At 72.8% G+C, this 18,785-nt stretch carries 15 protein-coding genes; 7 read left to right on the top strand and 8 right to left on the bottom strand.

The genetic code is table 11. The features are described from left to right. Positions 1–164: 164 nt before the first annotated feature. Positions 165–905, bottom strand: coding sequence for a COG4705 family protein (locus ACZ37P_RS32515; protein ID WP_402712735.1), 741 nt, complete (start codon positions 903–905; stop codon positions 165–167). 375 nt (positions 906–1,280) lie between these two features. Beyond that, positions 1,281–3,899, bottom strand: coding sequence for a polysaccharide lyase family 8 super-sandwich domain-containing protein (locus ACZ37P_RS32510; RefSeq protein WP_467349946.1), 2,619 nt, complete (start codon positions 3,897–3,899; stop codon positions 1,281–1,283). 184 nt (positions 3,900–4,083) lie between these two features. Here ACZ37P_RS32510 and ACZ37P_RS32505 point away from each other — a divergent pair, with 184 nt between their 5' ends. Both ACZ37P_RS32505 and ACZ37P_RS32500 read left to right on the top strand, forming a co-directional pair. Then, complete coding sequence (locus ACZ37P_RS32505; RefSeq protein WP_401854376.1) at positions 4,084–4,542, top strand: nucleoside deaminase; 459 nt, start codon at positions 4,084–4,086, stop codon at positions 4,540–4,542. Between the two features lie 99 nt (positions 4,543–4,641). After that, positions 4,642–5,418, top strand: a complete 777-nt coding sequence (locus tag ACZ37P_RS32500) for a GNAT family N-acetyltransferase (RefSeq protein WP_467349944.1) — start codon at positions 4,642–4,644, stop codon at positions 5,416–5,418. On the opposite strand, the gene ACZ37P_RS32495 is transcribed toward ACZ37P_RS32500, so the two are convergent. Next, entirely contained in the window at positions 5,392–6,576 is a 1,185-nt protein-coding gene (locus ACZ37P_RS32495; RefSeq protein WP_467349943.1) for a PP2C family protein-serine/threonine phosphatase, read from the bottom strand. The genes ACZ37P_RS32500 and ACZ37P_RS32495 overlap by 27 nt on opposite strands. A gap of 237 nt (positions 6,577–6,813) precedes the next feature. Next, positions 6,814–7,344, bottom strand: coding sequence for a GNAT family N-acetyltransferase (locus ACZ37P_RS32490; protein ID WP_391047761.1), 531 nt, complete (start codon positions 7,342–7,344; stop codon positions 6,814–6,816). A gap of 90 nt (positions 7,345–7,434) precedes the next feature. Between ACZ37P_RS32490 and ACZ37P_RS32485 the strand changes: the two genes are divergently transcribed. Beyond that, positions 7,435–7,782, top strand: a complete 348-nt coding sequence (locus ACZ37P_RS32485) for a cupin domain-containing protein (RefSeq protein WP_401854382.1) — start codon at positions 7,435–7,437, stop codon at positions 7,780–7,782. A 125-nt stretch (positions 7,783–7,907) separates the two neighbouring features. Next, positions 7,908–8,603 carry a YqjF family protein gene (locus ACZ37P_RS32480; protein ID WP_467350001.1) on the top strand — a complete coding sequence of 232 codons (696 nt, stop codon included), beginning with the start codon at positions 7,908–7,910 and terminating at the stop codon, positions 8,601–8,603. A 79-nt stretch (positions 8,604–8,682) separates the two neighbouring features. Here the strand turns inward: ACZ37P_RS32480 and ACZ37P_RS32475 are convergent, their stop codons facing one another. From ACZ37P_RS32475 to ACZ37P_RS32465, 3 genes are all read right to left on the bottom strand, one after another. Then, a complete protein-coding gene (locus tag ACZ37P_RS32475) occupies positions 8,683–9,693 on the bottom strand; it encodes an alpha/beta fold hydrolase (protein ID WP_355334916.1) in 1,011 nt (336 codons plus the stop codon). Between the two features lie 216 nt (positions 9,694–9,909). After that, the gene (locus tag ACZ37P_RS32470; protein ID WP_467349940.1) at positions 9,910–12,114 is read right to left on the bottom strand and encodes an alpha-galactosidase; all 2,205 of its coding nucleotides are present in this window, start codon (positions 12,112–12,114) and stop codon (positions 9,910–9,912) included. A 118-nt stretch (positions 12,115–12,232) separates the two neighbouring features. Continuing rightward, positions 12,233–14,368, bottom strand: a complete 2,136-nt coding sequence (locus ACZ37P_RS32465) for a fibronectin type III domain-containing protein (RefSeq protein ID WP_467349938.1) — start codon at positions 14,366–14,368, stop codon at positions 12,233–12,235. Between the two features lie 333 nt (positions 14,369–14,701). Here ACZ37P_RS32465 and ACZ37P_RS32460 point away from each other — a divergent pair, with 333 nt between their 5' ends. From ACZ37P_RS32460 to ACZ37P_RS32450, 3 genes are all read left to right on the top strand, one after another. Continuing rightward, positions 14,702–15,856, top strand: coding sequence for an ROK family transcriptional regulator (locus ACZ37P_RS32460; protein ID WP_355334923.1), 1,155 nt, complete (start codon positions 14,702–14,704; stop codon positions 15,854–15,856). A gap of 171 nt (positions 15,857–16,027) precedes the next feature. Then, the gene (gene sthA / locus ACZ37P_RS32455) at positions 16,028–17,431 is read left to right on the top strand and encodes a Si-specific NAD(P)(+) transhydrogenase (RefSeq protein WP_467349936.1); all 1,404 of its coding nucleotides are present in this window, start codon (positions 16,028–16,030) and stop codon (positions 17,429–17,431) included. 105 nt (positions 17,432–17,536) lie between these two features. Next, complete coding sequence (locus tag ACZ37P_RS32450) at positions 17,537–18,019, top strand: VOC family protein (RefSeq protein WP_355334929.1); 483 nt, start codon at positions 17,537–17,539, stop codon at positions 18,017–18,019. 32 nt (positions 18,020–18,051) lie between these two features. On the opposite strand, the gene ACZ37P_RS32445 is transcribed toward ACZ37P_RS32450, so the two are convergent. Next, complete coding sequence (locus ACZ37P_RS32445) at positions 18,052–18,777, bottom strand: TetR/AcrR family transcriptional regulator (protein WP_467349934.1); 726 nt, start codon at positions 18,775–18,777, stop codon at positions 18,052–18,054. Between the last annotated feature and the right edge of the window lie 8 nt (positions 18,778–18,785).

The following is an 18,785-nucleotide window of genomic DNA, read 5'->3' as shown; positions in this document are numbered from 1 at the left end:
CGGAGTTTTTGTTGGTGGGCAGTAGGTCCTGGCTCTCGGGAGGCAGTCGGAACCGCGGGGGGGGCGCCCCCCCCCCCCCCCACACCACCCCCCCCCCCCCCCCCCCCCCCCCCCCGCCGCCGGATCCCGGCGGCGGCGCGCGCGACCGCGCGCCACGTCCGGTGCTACGCGCCCGCGTTCGCGGGCAGGTCGCGGTGACTGACCGCCAGGAAGCCCACCAGCGCGGCGATCAGGACGGTGAGCACCAGGCTGACCGGTCCCGTGCCCCAGCCGAGGCCGCCGCGGTGGAGGGGTACGCCCATCCAGTCGGCGAAGGACGCGCCGAGCGGGCGGGTGAGGATGTACGCCCACCAGAAGGCGGCCACCGCGTTGAGCCCGAGGAAGCGGCCCGCGAGCGCCGGTACGGCGATCAGGACGGCGAAGACGACGCCGGAGGAGAAGTAGCCCAGGTGCAGGCTGCCCGCGGTGAGGTCGCCGGCCGCGGTGCCGAGCGCGAAGGTGGTCAGGACGGTCGCCCAGTAGAACGCCTCGCGGCGCGGGGTACGGACGCTGTGGATGGACAGCGTCCCCTCGCCGGCGTACCAGGCGGTGAGCACGGCCGCGAGGATCAGCGAGAAGGCCACCGTGGAGACCGCGTACGGTACCCCGGCCACCACGTGCACGACGTCGGCGGCCATGGTGCCGAAGACGCTGACCATGACGATCGCCGACCAGTAGATCCACGGCGAGTAGCGCGGCGCGCGGAACTGGGCGACCAGCAGCGCCACCAGGCCGATCAGGCCGAGGCCGCCCGCGACGACCGGGCCGAGCGCGCGGGCCAGGAAGTCCGAGGTCGTCTCGCCCATGCCGGTGGTGAGCACTTTGGTCAGCCAGAACCAGGCGGTCACCTCCGGCACCTTGCTCAGGGCGCCGCCGGCCGCGAGGCCGCTCCGCCCCGTCCGCCGGTGCCGTACGGGACGGGCGCCCGCCGACTCGTACGGCACCGCTCCGACCGTCCGCGCACGCGCGGACCGCTGCTCCACAGGTTGTTCCACAGGACCGCAACTCTCCCGGCGCGCAGGCCGATTCCGCTCTCCGCACAGCACGGCCCCGAGCACGCGCCGACCAGGGCGGCGAGCCCCGACAGGCCGACGACTACACGACTGTAGACGAACGGCATGCGGGCGAATCGGACACGCGGGCGGTCCGCGCCGATCCTTTGCCGACCCCTTACCGGGACCCCCGACGGACAGCGCCCACGGCGGTCGCCGCGGTTCCCGGGGACCGGCCGGGCCAGGCGGTCAGCGCAGCGTGGCCGTGAAGCTGCGGCCGTACGCGTGCCGGGTGGTCACCTCGACGCGGGTGCCGCCGGGCACACGGGAGACGCGCACGCCGTCGTCGGCGGTGACCGCGCGCAGCGGACGGCCCCGGAGGACGAGCGTGATCCGGTCGCGCTGCGTGGTCGGGTCGGCGACGGCGAGGGAGACCACGCCGCGCCGGTCCTCCCGCAGCAGGACGGACGCGGGCCCTTCGACGGAGAGCCGCTCGGCGTGGTGCGAACCCGCGGTGAAGGTGTTGACGGCGAGCAGGCCCAGGTCGCGGTGGCGTATCGCCTGCGCCGCCGTGGAGTTGGCGACCACCGACAGCGGGCCGCGGGCGTACGACCGCAGACGCGCCTCGGTGGCGTGGGGGACCAGGGCGTACGCCACGGAGACCGGCCGCGCTCCGGCGGCCTGCTCGACGCGGACGGCGAAGACCTGCTTGGTCACGGTGGTGTCGGGGTTGGAGGTACGGACGACGCGGCGGCTGCGGGCGACGGTGTCCAGCGCGACGGTGGTGCGCGGTCCGGACCGCCCGTGTCCCCGGTCCGGTTGTCGCCGGTCCTCGAAGCCGTCGAGGAAGACGTACCCCACGGCCGTGCCCTGGCCCGCGTCGGCGTAGCGCAGCCAGGCCAGCGGCGCGGTGCCGGCGCCGGACCACGGGGCGCCGTCGCGCAGCCGCCCGGTGAGGGTGACCGGGTCCGCCGGGTCGGCGATCCGGGTGTCGAGCGTCGTGGTCACCGCGCGGCCCGCGCCGTCGCCGACTCCGGCGGCGAGGACCACGATCTCGTCGTCGAGCATGAACCAGGACTTCGTGGCGTCCGCGTTGCGGTAGACGACGAAGTCGTCCGGCAGGAGCCCGGCCCGCTCGGCGGCGTAGGCGGCGTCGTCGGACTGCACGAAGGCGGCCGTCCCGTACGCGCCGAGGGTGGCGCCGCCGGAGAGGGCGTTGGTGGCGCGCGGGAAGTAGACGTAGGTGTTCTGCGACTCGGAGGAGGCGGTGAAGCCCTGGTCCGGGTTGTCGTACCAGGCGGTGCCGTACAGCTCGGGCACGCTGCGCCGGGTCTCGACGGGGGCGGTGACGCCCGCGAGGCCGTAGGGCGACACGGCGGTGAGGTAGTCGATGCCGTAGGCGCGGGTCTGGTCCTGGCCGGTGAGATAGAGGTAGTGGGCGCCGTCGCCCTGGAACCACGGCAGCAGATTCTCGCCGCTCATGTACTCGTACTTGCTGATCCTGGCCGAGCTGCGGGCCAGCGCGAAGGCGTAGCCGGGGCGGCGGTGGACGGTCCTGTCCATGGAGTTGAGGGCCGCGTGGTGCGCGGCCGGGACGAGGTCGCGCGCCGGGGCCGAGGTGTCGGCGAGGATGTCGGCGTAGCGGACGACGGTCGTCGGGGAGACGAAGCTGACCGGGTCGAGGGCGGCCCGCGAGGTCTGCCGTACGTAGCGGACGTAACCGGCCAGCGCCGCCGCATCGTTCGCGGTGGCGTAGGCGGATATTCCGGTGACGGCCTCGACGACGGTGGCGACGTCCGCGTATCCGGTGGTGGTCCTGGAGATCGCGCGGCCCTTGACGATCTCGGTCATCCACCCCTCGAAGATCAGCGGGGCGAAGCCCTCGGCGATCCAGCCCTGCACGACGCCGATCAGGTCGTCGCCCTGCACATGGCTGGTGCCGTCGAGCATCCGGACCGTCTGCACGACGCGGCTCAGCAGACCGGTGCCGTACGAGCCGGTGTAGGCGACGGAGGCGTGCTGGATGAAGGAGCCGTCCGCGTAGAAGCCGTCGGTGACGCCGTGCCGCAGACCGTACGGGTCGATCGTGGCGAAGACCGTCAACTGGTCGGCGACGGCCTTGGACGTGCGGGCGTCGTCGCCAAGGACCGCGCCTTGCAGGATGCGGTTGGTGGTGATGTCGGCGAGGTTCGCGCCGGTGTGGAAGCGCGAGTCGAGGTCGACGTCGCCGTCCTCGCCATTGCGCAGATAGGCGTCCATGGCGGCCACGAACGCGGCGGTGAGGTCGGGCCGGTAGGCGGCGAGGGCGTCCTGGAGGAGCAGCAGCGTCTTGGTGACGTGGGTGGAGATGCCGATCTCCCAGTTGAACCAGTTGCCGTAGTAGCCCTTCGCCTGGTCGCCGTAGTAGCCGTCGTAGAGGAAGGCCAGGCCGTCGATGACGCGCCGCTGCACGGCCACGTGGTCGCGCAGCCCGGAGCCCGGACCGCCGGGCGCGCCGGGTACGCGGGTCGCGAGCGCCGTCTCGTACAGGTACTGGAACGACGTCGTCAGGTTGGTGTCGCTGGTGCCGAGCGTCAGGCCGCCGAAGAGCTGATGCGCTCCTGCCGTGCCCAGCGCGGCCAGCCTGGCGCGGGCGGTCGCCTCGATCGCGGTGAGCTTCGCGGCGACCTCGGGGCGAACGTTGGACTCGGCGGTACCGGCGAAGACCGCCACCGTGTTGGCGACGAGCGCCGCCTGGTCCGCGCTCGCGCTGTGCGCGCCGCCCGCCGGGACCGGGCCGTCCGCGGCTCGCGCGCGCAAGGGTGCGACCAGGGCCGTCAGGCTCGCCGCCGGGACCGAGGAGAGCAGGACACGACGGGATATCGGCACGGCGGCGGCTCCAGGGAAACGGGGACGGAAAGCGCTTGCTGCATTGAAGCAACGCGGGCCACGCCTGTCACTACCCTTGCACGGCGTCCGCGCCGGGCCACGGGGGAAGGGAGCGGTTCCGCGCCTCGGGCCGTCCGCCGCCGACGGCATTGCGGCGGCGCTCCCCCGCGGCCACAGTGGGCACATGACTGACGCGGCGACCCCGGACCCGACAACGATGCTGGCCACGGCCCTGGAGGAGGCCCGCGCCGGGCTCGCCGAGGGCGGCATCCCGATCGGCGCGGCCCTCTTCGGCCAGGACGGGCACGTGCTGGGCCGCGGGCACAACCGCCGGGTGCAGGACGGCGACCCGTCGGCGCACGGCGAGACCTCGGCCTTCCGTGCCGCCGGACGGCTGCGCGGATACGGGCGCACGACGATGGTGACGACGCTGTCCCCGTGCTGGTACTGCTCGGGGCTGATCCGGCAGTTCGGCATCGGCCATGTGGTGATCGGCGAGGCGCGCACCTTCTCCGGCGGCCACGACTGGCTCGCGGAGCACGGCGTGCGGATCACGCTGCTGGACGACCCCGACTGCGTCGCGCTCATGCGGGACTTCATCGCGGCCCGGCCCGAGCTCTGGTACGAGGACATCGGGGAGTGACGGCCGACCGGTCGCGCCTCCCCGAGGCAGCGGTACGGCGCGCGGGCGGCGGGAAATGCGCTTGCGGCGCCGTGACCAGGTGTTCCTAGACTGGGCGGTATGCCCGCTGTCGAGGTCTCCGCCGTCGATCTGCACCGCATCGCGTCCTTCCGCGCCGCCTTCCAGCGGCGGCAGGCCCGGTGCGTCGTCGAGTTCCCCGGCGGCGCGGCGGTCCTCAACGGCGCGTACGCCGCCTCCCACGAGCACAATCAGATCGTCGTGGAGGGACCGGTGGCGGTGGACGAGCTGCCCGCGTTCGCCGACGCCGTACTCGCCCATCTGCCGCACCGCCGGATCTCGGTGCTGGACGACGAGTTCGGCGTGCTGTGCGCGCCGACGCTGCTCGCGGCCGGTTACGAGCACGAGACGGAACTGGTGATGCGGCACTCGGGTCCCGCGCCCGCGCCGGACCCGGCCGCCGAGACCGTCACGCCGCGGGCCCTGCGGTCCGCCGTGCTGCGCCAGACGCGGCAGTGGCTGCCGAAGGCCGACGACGAGGTGCTGCGCCAGCTCACCGACCGCCGCGCCGCCCGGCTGCGGGGCGCGGAGCAGGTGCGTTTCCTGGCGGTCAGGGACGAGCAGGGGGCGGTCGGCGCGTGGACCGACCTCTACCTCGACCCGGCGGAGGGCATCGCGCAGATCGAGGAGGTCGTCACCGCGACCACGCATCAGCGGCGCGGCTACGCGGACGTCAATCTCGCCACCGCCGTGCACCTGGCGGCCGGGTGCCCGCTGCTGTTCCTGATCGCGGACGCGGACGACTGGCCGCGCACCTGGTACGCGCGACGGGGCTTCACCCCGATCGGCCGCTCACACGTCTTCAGCCGCGCCGCGTGAACCGGGTGAGCCGCCGCCTGAGCCGGACGAGCCGTCCGCGCTGCCCGAACCGCGCGAATCGTACGCCCCCGCGCGGGAGCGTACGAGCACGGCGGCGATGTCGTCGTCGAGCTGTCCGTCGCTGAAGCGCAGCAGCTCGGCGCGGAGCTGGTCGAGCAGTTCCCTGGGCTCCACGGGCGGTCTGCCGCTCACCCATCGGCGCAGCGAGAAGAACGCGCCCGTGTCGTCGCGGGTCTCGATGACGCCGTCGGTGTAGAGCAGCAGCCGGTCGCCGCGGACCAGCGGGACGGTGTCCATGCGGTAGTCGGATCCGATCAGCACGGCCATGTTCAGGGGCGGTGACGGGGCGCTCGGGTCGAGGGACGTGGCCTGGTCGCCGCGCAGCAGCAGAGGCGGCGGGTGGCCGCAGTTGAGGAGGACGGCGTGGCCGCCGTCGGCCGGGATCTCGACGAACAGGGCGGTGGCGAAGCGCTCGGGCGCGTCGCCGCCGGGGATCGACGCGCTGTAGCGGACCACACTCCTGTCCAGCCTGCGCGCGACCGCCGCGAGGTCGGGTTCGTCGTGGGCGGCGTCGCGGAAGCTGTTGGCGATCGCCCCGGCCGCGCCCGCCGCGTTCAGCCCTTTGCCGCGGACGTCGCCGATGAGCAGGCGTACGCCGTGCGGGGTGTCGGCCGCCGCGTAGAAGTCGCCGCCGATCCGGGCCTCCGCGGCGGCGGCCACGTACAGCGTCTCGACGTCCACGTTCCCGACACGGGGCGGCACCGGCCGCAGGACGACCGCCTGTGCGGTGTCGGCCACCGATCTCACCTGGGTGAGGGTCTCCTCGCGGTGCAGCCGGCTGTGCGCCGCGTATCCGGCCGCGGCGGTGACCACGGCGATCGCCCCGGCCGTGAACAGCATGTTCGGGGAGTCGATGATGAGCGAATCACCGACCACCACGGCGGTCGCCACCACGCCCAGCGCGACGGTCGGGCGCACCGGCCACATGGAGGCGGCGAGCGCGGGAGCGGCGGGCAGCAGGCGGCTGATCGCGAAGTCGGTCGGAGTGACCAGCGCCACCACAATGATCATCACGGTCAGCAGGAGCGGGGTCAGGAGGACGGGATCCCATCGGACGTCCGGCCACCAGGAGCGCCAGCGGGATCGGATCGTCTTCACACCGTCGAGCATAACGGGGCATATCGGACAATACGTCTTCCCGGCCAGGCGGGTCGGCCGCTTCCTGCCGCGTACGCGAGGGCATGTGAACCGCGCCGCGCGGCCGTCCGCCGGTCTCCCCGGCCGACCGGCTGACGGCTGACGGCTGACGGCTGACGGCTGACGGCTGACGGCTGACGGCTGACGGCTGACGGCTGACCGACCGTACGTCCATGAGCCGGACGCGGTGAGTCCGCCCTACGGGGTCCACTCGTCGGCGAGCAGCCCGAGGACCACCTCGTCGAGGAAGGAGCCGTACACCCAGGCCGCCCGGCGCAGCGTTCCCTCGACGCGGAATCCGGCGCGCGTGGCCGCGGTGATCATCCCGGTGTTGTCGGCGAGGGTTTCGAGCTGGATCCGGTGCAGACCGCGCACGACGAAGCCGTAGTGGCACAGCGCGCGCACGACGTCGGTGCCGAGGCCGCGACCGCGGTAGGCGGGGCGCAGACCGATCCCGAGGTGGGCGAGCCGGTTGTGGGTGTCGATTCCCCACATCGAGGCCGCGCCCGCCAGCTCCCGCGTCCGCGTCTCCACCACGGAGAAGACGACCACCTCCGGAGGAAGCCCGTTCACCGCGTACGGTGAGTCCGCCGTGCCCGGCGATATGGGGCGCCAAGGTCGGGAGTCGGAGCGGGACCTGCCCACCACGTCGTCCTGCAACTCGGCGTGGAGCACCGGGACATCGCTCTCGATCCTGGCCCTGAGCTGGATTTTCTCGCCTTCTATCACCCGGCATTGCTATACCGGCCGCATGCGTCGGTCAACCGAATTCGAGGCCGGCGCCCGCACCCCCGTACCCGTGCTGAAAGAGGTCTCCCCGTGAAGGACGAACACGAATTCCTCGCCGCCGCGGACATCCCGTGGACCCCGGCGGAGGGCTCGCCGGGCGTCAGCGAGCGCGTGCTGTCGGCCGACCCGGCCGCCGACGGCGCGGAGCTGACCCGGCTCGCGCGCTGGGAGCCGGGGCTCGACACCTCAGCCGCCGGGGTGATCAGGCACGCCTACTACGAGGAGGTCTATCTCCTGGAGGGCGAGCTGGAGGATCTGACCCTGGGGAAGACCTTCGCCAGCGGCCACTTCGCCTCCCGCCCTCCCGGCATGCCGCACGGCCCGTACCGCACGGGCCCCGGCTGTCTGATGCTGGAGATCCGCTACCGCCCGAGCTGACCGGCCGTCCCCCGGAGCCCGGCCGGTGACGCGGCGGTGGCATGCTGGACGGCGTGTCCACTATCCCCGCCGACGCGGAGCCGATCGTGGCCGAGGCGCCGCCCGGCGCCGCGGCCGAGCCGCTGATGACGCAGTGGTGGCTGGACCTGGCTTTCGTGCACTGGCCGGTGGAGCCTGGGCTGGTGGCGCCGCTGCTGCCGGCGGGCGTACGGCCCGACACCCTGCACGGCGTCACGTACGTGGGTCTGGTCGCCTTCCGCATGCACCGGGTCGGCTGGTTCCGGCTGCCCGGTGTGCCGTACCTGGGCACCTTCCCCGAGACGAATGTGCGGCTGTACTCGGTGGACGAGCGGGGGCGGCGCGGTGTGGTGTTCCGGTCGCTGGACGCGTCCCGGCTGATACCGGTCGTCGTGGGCCGGGGCGTCTTCCGGCTGCCCTATCTGTGGTCGCGGATGTCGGTGCGCCGGGACGCCGACACCATCACGTACACCAGTTCCCGCCGCTGGCCGGGGCCGCGCGGCGCGCGGGCCTCGCTGAGCGTACGGATCGGTGAGCCGGTGGCGGAGCCCACGGAACTCGAACACTTCCTCACCGCCCGCTGGGGCATGCACAACGCCTTCTTCGGGCGGCCGGTGTATCTGCCCAACGCCCATCCGCGCTGGCCGCTACACCGCGCCGAGCTGCTGTCCCTGGACGAGGACGTGGTGACGGCCGCCGGTCTGGCCCGGCCGCTGGGGGACCCGGTCAGCGTGCTGTACTCCCCCGGCGTCCCGGTCCGCTTCGGCCTGCCGAACAAGCCCGCGGGCATCCCGACCCCGTAGCGCGGGTCCCCTGCCCTTGCGGACTCCCGTCACCGCCGGTCATCACCGCCGGGCTTCACAGTCGCTCGTACCGCCGGTCTTACGGTCGGCCGCGCCAGGCCACGGCCGGTTCCCGGAGCGTGCCGGCCGCGGCCGACTCGGGGGCGCTGCAGTACGGCAGGTCGTCCAGCGGGTGGCCGGCGCAGAAGCGGGTGACGAGGTCGGCGAAGTCCGCGATCCGCTCGACCGGCGCGAGGTGGTCGGTCTCGTCGATGGTCAGGAAGGTGGCCGCGCGCAGCACCGCGGCGACCTCGCGGCCCATCTCCGGGGTGCACAGCGTGTCGTACTCGCCGGTGACGACCAGGCTGGGCACCGCGGGTACGGGCTCCGGCCGGTACCACTCGTGCCGCATCAGCCGCTTGTTGTGCTCGGCGGACTTCCGCAACTGCTCGGCGTCCTGGCCGATCAGACCGCCGTACACCAGGCGGGCGACGGCCGCGTGCTTGCGTACCCGGCCGGTGCCGGGCGGGGACATGAAGCGGTCGGTGAGCTCGCGGGCGATCCGGTCGGTCTCGCCGCGGTCGATCATGCCGTCCCAGCGTTCCATGGCCGCCGCGTAGTCCGGCGGGATCCGGGTCGTCATGCCGACGAAGAACAGCCGCTCGACCCGCGCCGGGTAGTGCTGGGCGAAGCGCAGGCCGACGGCGCCGCCGAAGCAGGCCGCGACGAGGTTGACGGCGGGCACGACCAGTTCGTCCAGCAGATGCCGGACGACGGCGGCCAGGAAGTCGATGCCGTAGAACGCCGGGAGGAAGTCGGCGGTGCCGTAGCCCGGCAGGTCGACGGTGATCACGTCGGCCGCGGTGCCGATCCGCTGCTCGTGCCGCATCCACGAGTGCCGGTCCTGGGAGGAGCCGCCGAGAATCAGCAGGGGGGCGTCGACCGGCCGTTCGTGGTGCCTGATCCGGCAGGTGTACCGGAAGCCCTCGTACTCCAGATGCCACTCACTGATCCGGGCGAATGGCCGCGCCGTGGCGCCGTCGCTCTGGGCGGGCACCGGGCCGGGCAGGCAGGCGGTCGGCTCCTCGCGGGCGGCGGTGGCGAAGGACAAGGGGACTCCAGGGTTCGATGGCGGGCATCGACTCCTGCCTAACAGGGCGAACCGCCTCCGTGCGGGTCCGTGACCCGTTCGAGGGCGGTTCGCCGTGCCGCCTGCGCCGGTGGATTCGACATTCGTACACCTGGGGTACGAATGCCTCCCCCAATGGGCTCCCCCGGTCCGTACGCCCGTCGGCCGGCCGGTCCGCCGGTCCGCCGGTCCGCCGGGTCAGGGTGCCGTGCGCACCTCGATGAGCATCGCGTGCTCCGGGTCGAGCGTGGGCATGGGGATTCCCGCCGTGGCCAGGACGGCGCCGGGCAGCGGCAGCCAGCCCTCGAGGGCGCGGGCCAGCCACGGCGGTGCGGTCGTCTGGTGGAAGGAGGGCAGGCCGATCTCGGTGCGGACGCGGACCTGGTAGGCGGTGGCGGGGTCGAGGCCCGGCAGCCGGACGCGGCCCGACTGGCCCTCGGGCGAGGTGGCGATCCTGGCCCACGCGTACAGCGCGGCCGAGCCGTCGGCGGCGACGACGCCGTGCAGCAGGACGGCGCCGCCCGCGAGGTCGGCGCGGACCACCCGTCCCGAGTGCAGCAGCGGGCGCTGCTCGCGGTAGAGCGCGGACCAGTGGGTGAGCCGGGCCAGCTCCTCGGGGGTGCAGCGGCTGAGGTCCTGTTCGATGCCCGCGTGGCCGAACAGGGCGGTGGCCATCCGGAAGGTGTCGGTGCCGGGACGGCTCGTGGTGTGGCTGGGCGTGGGGCCGACGTGCGCGCCGAAGAGTTCCGGCGGCAGGAGCTGGCCGGTCCAGCGCTGGATGGTCTGCCGTTCCACCGGGTCGTTGCAGTCCGAGGCCCACACCCGGTCGGTACGGGCGAGGATGCCGAGGTCGATCCGGCCGCCGCCGCTGGCGCAGCTCTCGATCTCCAGGCCCGGGTGGCGGGCCTTGAGCGCGTCGATCAGCCGGTACAGCGCGAGGACCTGGGCGCGGCTGCCGGGCCGGTCGACGCCGCCGGGGCCGCGCTCGACCGCCTCGTGCAGCTCGCGGTTGTGGTCCCACTTCAGGTAGCCGATCCCGTACCGGCCGACGAGGGTGTCGAGCGAGGTGAGCAGGTACTGCCAGGCGTCCTCGTTGGCGAGGTCGAGCGTGTACTGGTGCCGGGAGCTGGGTCCGAGACCCGCCGAGGGGCCGAGGATCCAGCCCGGGTGCTCGCGGGCGAGGTCGGAGTCGAGGTTGACCATCTCCGGCTCGACCCACAGGCCGAATTCCATGCCGAGGGAGCGGACGTGGTCGGCCAGCGGGGTCAGGCCGTCGGGCCAGACGGTCGCGTCCACCGTCCAGTCGCCGAGGCCCGCGGTGTCGTCGCGGCGGCCCTTGAACCAGCCGTCGTCCAGGACGAAGCGCTCGACGCCGACCTCGGCGGCCCGGTCGACCAGCCGCAGCAGCCGGTCCAGGTCGTGGTCGAAGTAGACCGCCTCCCAGCTGTTGAGGATCAGCGGGCGCGGGGTGGCCGGGTGGGTGGGGCGGGCGCGCAGCAGGGTGTGGAAGCGGTCGGCGAGCCCGTCGAGGCCCGCGTCGGACCAGGCGAACCAGCAGACCGGGGAGGTGTACGACTCCCCCGGTGCCAGCCGTACCTCGCCCGCGCGCAGCAGTTCGCCGCCGCCGAGCACCACGGCGTGGTCGCTGCCCGCGCCTTCCGGCAGCCGCTCGACGAGATACCGCTGGTCGCCGCTCCAGCCGACGTGCAGGCCCCACACCTCGCCGTCCCGGAAGCCGAAGCCGGGCACGCCGACGGTCAGCAGGTACGGCGAGTCGACGCCGGGCTTGCCGCGCCGGACCTCGCGGACGTACGAGCCGTAGTGCAGCGGGCGGCGCTGCGGGGAGCGTTCCCTGCTCCACTTGCCGGTGAAGTCCAGTACCTCACCGGCGCGTTCGGGCAGCGGCAGCAGCAGGCCGAGCGCGGACAGGTCGTACGGCGCCGGGTCCGTGCCGGAGCCCGCCGCCTGCCCCGCGGTCAGCTCGGCGTGCACCCCGAGCACGCCCGACGGCTCCAGGCGGTAGGTGACGGTGACGGCCAGGTCGCTGACCTCGTCCCGCAGGCGGATCACCAACTCGCCGCCGCCGGGCACTTCGCGCTGCTCGGCGCCGGTCAGGGACGGCCGCGGGGTGGTCGCGGTGCCCGCCCGGTGGCCCTGCTGGGCGGGGCTGCCGGACCAGCCGTCGGCCTCGGTGGGCCAGACGGTGAACCGGCGCGGGACGTCGAGGGAGTTGTTGAGCACCGCGCCCTCGGCGGTCAGGCTCAGCGCGGCGAGGTCGGCGTCCGAGAGATCGCCAAGGTCGGCGCCCCAGTGCAGGACTCTGGGCACCGGCTCGCCGAGCTCCACGACGAGGGCGGCGCCTGCCGCGCGCAGGGTGACGATCCGCGCGGGGATGGTGGTCATGAATGAGTCCTTTCCGCAGGTCCGGTGACCATCATCGTCATCGGGCACCAGGGCGCCGCCGGTGGGGTGCGGCAGCCGTGGCGGCTGCCGCGCCCCAACCGCGGGACGGCGACCGGGGTCAGACGGTGACGCGGTCGACGTCCGAGGCGTAGTCGGCCGGGTTGCCGAAGGTGACGGTGTTGTCGCCCGCCTTCAGGTGGACCGGTACGGTCACGGACCGCGCCACGCCCCAGTTGTTGTCGTTGCCGCCGGGCAGCGGGAGCTGGAACGACGAGCCGCCCGCGGTGACCACGGCGGTGCGGCCGGAGGACCCGTCCGCGTAGCCGAGCGTGAGGAGGTAGGTGCCGTCCTTCGGCGCTGTCACATGGTTGATGGCGACCGCGCTGTCCCCGCCGAGGTTGCCGACTTTCTTTCCGCCGGAGCAGGCGGCGCAGTCGGTGATGCTCGCGTTTCCGGTGAGGGTGTTGGCGGGGGCTTCCGCTTCGTAGGTGACGCGTCCGCCGGGGGCGGGGGTGGTGACCGGAACCGGTTTGCCGGGCGCGGAGTGGCGTCCCTTGGCGTCGTGGGCGGTGACGGTGAAGGTGTAGCCGGTGGCGGGGGTGAGGCCGGTGACGGTGGCGGAGGTGGTGCCGGTCGAGGTGGCCTTGCGGCCGTTGACGTACACGTCGTATCCCGTGGTGGCGGGGCCGGTGTTCACCGGGTTCCAGGCCAGGGAGACGGTGGTGGCGGTGGACGCGGTGCCGTGGACGCCGAGGGGGGTGCCGGGGGCGGGGGTCTTCTTGGCGGGGGTGAGGGTGAACAGGCGGGAGCCGTGCGGGGGCAGGTTCTTCGTCAGGTGGCCCGAGGCGCTGCCGAGGCCGGTGCGGCTCCACAGGTCGCGGACGGCGGTCTTGCCGGTGATGCCGAGGTCGGCGAAGTCCGCGGTGACGTCGGCGGGTGCGCTGCCGAGGTTGAACAGGGCGACGGTGTACGTTCCGTCGGTGTTGCGGGCGTACCAGACCTGCTGGTCGGTGGCCTGGCTGACGGGCCTGGCGGGGTTGCCCGCCTGGTCGACCGCGATCACCTCGTCGTTGGTGAGGAGCTTCAGGCCGTAGGGGTCGAGTCGGGTGAGGTCGTCGCCGGAGTACAGCGGCGCGGACTCGACCGCCCACAGCGTCATGTAGGTCTGCCGTTCGGCGTCGGTGAGGCCGTCCATCGCGCCTGCGCCGACGTCGAGCGAGTCGAGGTTGTTCCAGTGGCCGGGGCCTGCGTCGTCGATCCACTGGACGACGTCGTTCCACCGCTGCTTGACGGAGTTGTCCCAGGTCACCAGCGTGTCGCAGTAGCACTCCACGTCGGTGTCGACCCGCCACCCGTTGGAGTTCCGCTTCCACACGTCCGCCCGGTCATGACTCAACGACCAGGACACCGTGAACTGCATCGGACGGCCGGTCTTCTGGAGCGCGGCGTGCCATGCCTGGACGTCGGGGATGTTGTCGTGGGCCGCGTCGCCCTGGTTGGAGCCGGGGCCGACGCCGTCGACCTTGAGGAAGTCCACGCCCCAGCCCGCCAGTTCGGCCGCGACGGAGTCGATGTACTTCGCGGCGCACGGGCTGGAGAAGTCCATCTGGTAGGAGACGTTGTCCCAGCCGCTGGTCTTGCGCAGGTCCGGGTAGACGATGTCCTTGGTCGTACAGCCCGGTGCCCCGTAGATCGGCGACTTCCCGTCGTTGTACGCGTCGAAGTAGAGCCCGACGGCCAGATAGGCGCCGAATTTCAGGCCCTTGGCGTGCACGTAGTCCGCCAGGCCCTTCAGTCCGTCGGGGAACGTCGTGGCATTGGGCATCGGGCGGCCGTAGTGGTCGAAGCCGCCGACCCAGCCCGAGTCGATGTTGATGTACTCGTAGCCGTGGGACTTGAGCTTCTTGGCCACCACATCGGCCTGCTGCTTCACATGCGCCTCGGTCAGCCAGCTCATCCCGCCGTAGCCGGGGAAGTTGGTCGACTCCAGGCTCCAACTGCTCCAGCCCATGTACGGCTTGGCGGCCAGGACCGAGGACGGAGCGGGGGCGGGGGCGGCTCGGGAGACGGCGGCTTGTACGGACTCGGGTGCGGAGCCGGGCGCGGCAGCGGGCGCCGACGCGGACGCCGGTACGGCGAAGGCCGCGATCAGCGCTCCGGCCGCCAGCAGGGCGGGGAGGACGGCGTTCCGGGCGCCGCCCCTGGCGCGGGCGGCACGGGCGCTGAGGCGTACGGGTCCATCGGAAGGTGCCATGACTGCTCCATCTCGGCACCGTGCGCGGGCACGGCGGGGCCGGGTGACGAGGAGGGTTGGTTGGCGTGGACGCCTGCGCTCGCGGGGCGGTCCGGGGGGACGCCGCCCCGTGCGCAGGCCGCGGCCGGAGGGGAGGAACGCCGGTCGCGCTCCTGCCGTTCGAGGCCGTCCCGGACCCCGTTCGGCTGTGGAGTGCGGCGACTGTAGCCAGAGTTTCCTTCCAGCGTCAACATAGTCGCCACCTGTCTTCCCGGCGGATTCTGTGAAACCTGTGCACCTCTCGCGACGCCATCGCCTTCCCTTACCTTCCGGCGGAAAGGTAGGGTCGGAGACGTGACTCCCGCCGATCAGCCGCCCGCCGCCGCCCTGGTGTTCCAGACCCTGCTCGCCCACGGGCCGCTCACCCGGGCCGAGGCCGGCCGACGTACCGGCCTGTCCGCGGGGGCCGTCACCAAAGTGACGGCGCCGCTGCTGAGCGACGGCTGGATCACCGAGCTGAGCACCCCGGCCCCGAAGCGGGCGACCGGCAGACCCGCCACGCTGATCGCGGTACGCCCGGAGCGGGCCCGCTTCATCGGCGTCAAGGTGACCGCGGACGAGCTGATCGGCGTACTGGCCGATCTCACGGCCAAGCCGCTCGTGGCACGCCGGGTCACCCTCGACTCGCGGGACGTCGGCACCGTGGTGCTGGCCATCGCCCGGCTGGTCAAGCGGCTGCGCGCGGCGGCCGGGCCCGAGCACGGCGAGGACGTGCACAGCATCGGCGTGACCATCTCCGGTGACGTCGACGGGCAGACCGGCATCGTGCAGTACTCGCCGTTCCTCAACTGGCGCCGGGTCGCGCTGGCCCGGCTCGTCGAGACCGCCACCGGCACACCGACGGTGATCGAGAACGACGTACGCGCGCTGACCGTCACCGAGCAGTGGTTCGGCGCGGGCGCGGGCCTGGACTCGTTCGCGCTGATCACCGTCGGCGCCGGGATCGGCTGCGGACTCTCCATCCGCGGGCGTGTGGTGTCGGGGGCGCACGGCGTGTCGGGGGAGGTGGGCCACCTGCCGGTCGGCGGCACCGAGCGGACCTGCACCTGCGGCAACACCGGCTGCGTGGAGGCCGTCGCGTCCACGCACGCCATCACCGAGCAGGCCAGGCAGGCCACGGGGAATCCGGGGCTGACGATGACCGAAGCGGTACGGCTGGCGCACGCCGGGGACGAGGCGGTCCGCGCCGTGTTCTCCCGCGCCGGGCACGCGCTCGGTCTCGCCATCGCCTCGGTCGCCAACCTGATCGGCCCCGAGCGGATCATCATCTCCGGCGAGGGCGTGGCGACCTACGACCTGTTCGCCGACCAGATCCGCGAGACCTTCGCCGCCCAGGCGTTCGGCGCCGCCGCCGAGTGCGATCTGCTGCTGCGCCCGCTGCCGTTCGAGGAGTGGGCGCGCGGCGGCGCGGCCGTGGCGGCGCAGCACCTCTTCGCGCCGGTCACGTAGCCGGTCGGGTTACGGGTCGGGGAACCGGGCGAGCAGCGGTTCGGGAACGGGTCGGGCAACGGGCGGGGCGGCCGGTCACGTAGCGGACCGGCGGCAGCGCGACCACGGCCGCGGGCGGCCCTGTTCGGCAAAGCCTTCCGGGGCGGCCCGCCGACTGTCACACTCGCTGGTGTGCCCGACTTCGACGTGTTGGTGATCGGTTCAGGTCCTGGTGGTCAGAAGGCGGCCATCGCGGCGGCCAAGCTCGGACGGCGGGCGGCAGTGGTGGACCGCGCGGACTCGCTGGGCGGGGTGTCGATCCACACCGGCACGATCCCGTCCAAGACGCTGCGGGAGGCGGTGCTCTACCTCACCGGCCTCAACCAGCGGGATCTGTACGGCCAGAGCTACCGGCTCAAGGAGGACATCACCGTCGCGGACCTGACCGCGAGGACGCAGCATGTGGTCGGCCGCGAGGTCGATGTGATCCGCAGTCAGCTCTCCAGGAACCAGGTCGCGCTGCTCTCCGGCACCGGGCGCTTCGTCGACCAGCACACCGTCGCGGTGCGCGACGCGGTCGGCCAGGATCGGCTGGTGACGGCCGAGCACATCGTGATCGCCACCGGCACCCGGCCCGCGCGCCCGGCGAGCGTCGAGTTCGACGACCGTACGGTGCTGGACTCCGACAGCGTCCTCAGCATGGAGCGGGTGCCGCGGTCCATGGTGATCGTCGGCGCCGGGGTCATCGGCATGGAGTACGCGTCGATGTTCGCCGCCCTCGGCAGCAAGATCACCGTGGTGGAGCAGCGCGAGGGAATGCTGGACTTCTGCGACGCCGAGATCGTCGAGGCGCTCAAGTACCACCTGCGCGATCTCGCGGTCACCTTCCGCTTCGGCGAGACGGTCGCGGCGGTCTCGCGGCACGAGCGCGGCACCCTGACCGTGCTGGAGAGCGGCAAGAAGATCGCCGCGGACGCGGTGATGTACTCGGCGGGACGGCAGGGTCTGACCGACGAACTGGACCTCGACAAGGCCGGTCTGCAAGCCGACAAGCGCGGCCGGATATCGGTGGACGAGCACTTCCGCACCGCGGTCCCGCACATCTACGCCGTCGGTGACGTCATCGGCTTCCCCGCGCTGGCCGCGACCTCGATGGAGCAGGGCAGGACCGCCGCGTACCACGCCTGCGGCGAACCGGTGCACGCGATGCAGGACGGCCAGCCGATCGGCATCTACACCATTCCCGAGGTCAGCTTCATCGGCCGCACCGAGGACCAGCTCACCGACGAACTGGTGCCGTTCGAGGTCGGTGTCTCCCGCTACCGCGAGCTGGCCCGCGGCCAGATCATCGGTGACGCGCACGGCATGCTGAAACTGCTGGTCTCGCCGGAGGACCGCAAGCTGCTCGGCGTGCACTGCTTCGGCACCGGCGCCACCGAGCTGATCCACATCGGCCACGCCGTGATGGGCTGCGGCGGCACCGTCGACTACCTCGTGGACGCCGTCTTCAATTACCCGACGCTCGCCGAGTCCTACAAGGTCGCGGCGCTCGACGTCACCAACAAGATCCGGCAGATCGACCGGCTGGGGGACTGAGCCGCGCGGGTGCTGTGTCGCCGATGAGTTTTCGGCGGGCGGCCGGTCATAAAGGTGAACGGCGGCGCTCGGGCGCCGACGACAGCCTGACGCGAGGAGACCGCGATGCCCCGGATCACCCCCAACCTCTGGTTCGACACCGAGAGCCAGGAAGCCGCCGAGTTCTACGTCTCGGTCTTCCCGAACTCGCGGATCACCGACACCACCTACTACGGCGAGGCCGGTCCGCGCGAGGCGGGCACCGTACTGACCGTGGCGTTCGAGCTGGACGGCCAGCCGTACATCGCGATCAACGGCGGCCCCGAGTTCCCCTTCACCGAGGCCGTCTCGCTGCTGATCACCTGTGAGGACCAGGCCGAGGTCGACCACTACTGGGCCCGGCTCACCGAGGGCGGCGGCTCCGAGGGCCCGTGCGGATGGCTCAAGGACAAGTACGGGCTGTCCTGGCAGGTCGTCCCCACCGGCATGGTGGCGATGCTGAACGACCCCGACGCGGAGCGCGGCCAGCGCGCGATGAAGGCGATGCTCGGTATGAAGAAGATCGACCTGGCGGCGCTCAAGGCCGCCGCCGACGGCACCGGAGCCTGAGGGACGCCGACGGGAGGACGTACCACGCGCCGCTAGGAAGCGCCGTCCGACGCGGGACGGGCACGGGGGTGGCGGCGCAGGAAGTCGTCCACGAGACGGTCGGTGAAGTCCCGGTCGACCGGGTCCCCGGTCACCAGGACGCGGTGGTAGATCGGCCCCACGAGCCGGTCGACCTCGGCCGTCAGGTCGAGACCGGCGGGGAGTTCGCCGCGGCCCACCGCGTTCTCCAGCGGGAGCCGGTCGCGGCGGCGCTGCTCGTCGAGATAGCGGGCGCGCAGCACGGCCGCGAACTGCGGGTCGTGCTGCGCGTGTCCGAGCAGGGCCCGGAAGACCGCGCCCGCGTCTGACGCGGTGAGGAAGCCGGCCAGCAGGCCCAGGTGCTCGCGGAGATCGGCGCCGAGATCGCCGTGGTCGGCCGGGGCGAGGGCTTCGGCGGCGTCCTGGAGGAAGGCGTCCAGAAGGATGTCGGTCTTCGTGTTCCAGCGGCGGTAGATGGTCTGTTTGGCGACCCCGGCCCGCGCCGCGATGCCTTCGACGGTGACACCGGCGAAGCCCTTCTCGACCAGGAGGTCGTCGGCGGCTTCCAGTACGGCCATCCGCGCCTGCTCGCTGCGCCCGTGCCGGTTGCCGTGGTGCCGCGCCGTCCGGTCGGCGTCAGCCCCGGCGCCCTCCGCACCCTCCGTGCCGCCCGCACTCTCGGCGCCCCCCGCGCTTTCGGCGCCCCTGGCGCCGTCGGCGACCGAACTCCCTCGCTCCATGTCTGCAT

This window comes from Streptomyces sp. NPDC024632 (assembly GCF_055559175.1).
The sequence above is the reverse complement of the archived record's forward strand: the minus strand, read 5'-3'. Positions and strand labels throughout refer to the sequence as shown.

Coding starts and splice junctions, on each gene's coding strand:
- ACZ37P_RS32450 (WP_355334929.1), top strand. CDS start 17,537: ATGCCCCGGATCACCCCCAACCTCTGGTTCGACACCGAGAGCCAGGAA.
- ACZ37P_RS32480 (WP_467350001.1), top strand. CDS start 7,908: ATGACGCAGTGGTGGCTGGACCTGGCTTTCGTGCACTGGCCGGTGGAG.
- ACZ37P_RS32505 (WP_401854376.1), top strand. CDS start 4,084: ATGACTGACGCGGCGACCCCGGACCCGACAACGATGCTGGCCACGGCC.
- ACZ37P_RS32465 (WP_467349938.1), bottom strand. CDS start 14,368: ATGGCACCTTCCGATGGACCCGTACGCCTCAGCGCCCGTGCCGCCCGC.
- ACZ37P_RS32500 (WP_467349944.1), top strand. CDS start 4,642: ATGCCCGCTGTCGAGGTCTCCGCCGTCGATCTGCACCGCATCGCGTCC.
- ACZ37P_RS32445 (WP_467349934.1), bottom strand. CDS start 18,777: ATGGAGCGAGGGAGTTCGGTCGCCGACGGCGCCAGGGGCGCCGAAAGC.
- ACZ37P_RS32470 (WP_467349940.1), bottom strand. CDS start 12,114: ATGACCACCATCCCCGCGCGGATCGTCACCCTGCGCGCGGCAGGCGCC.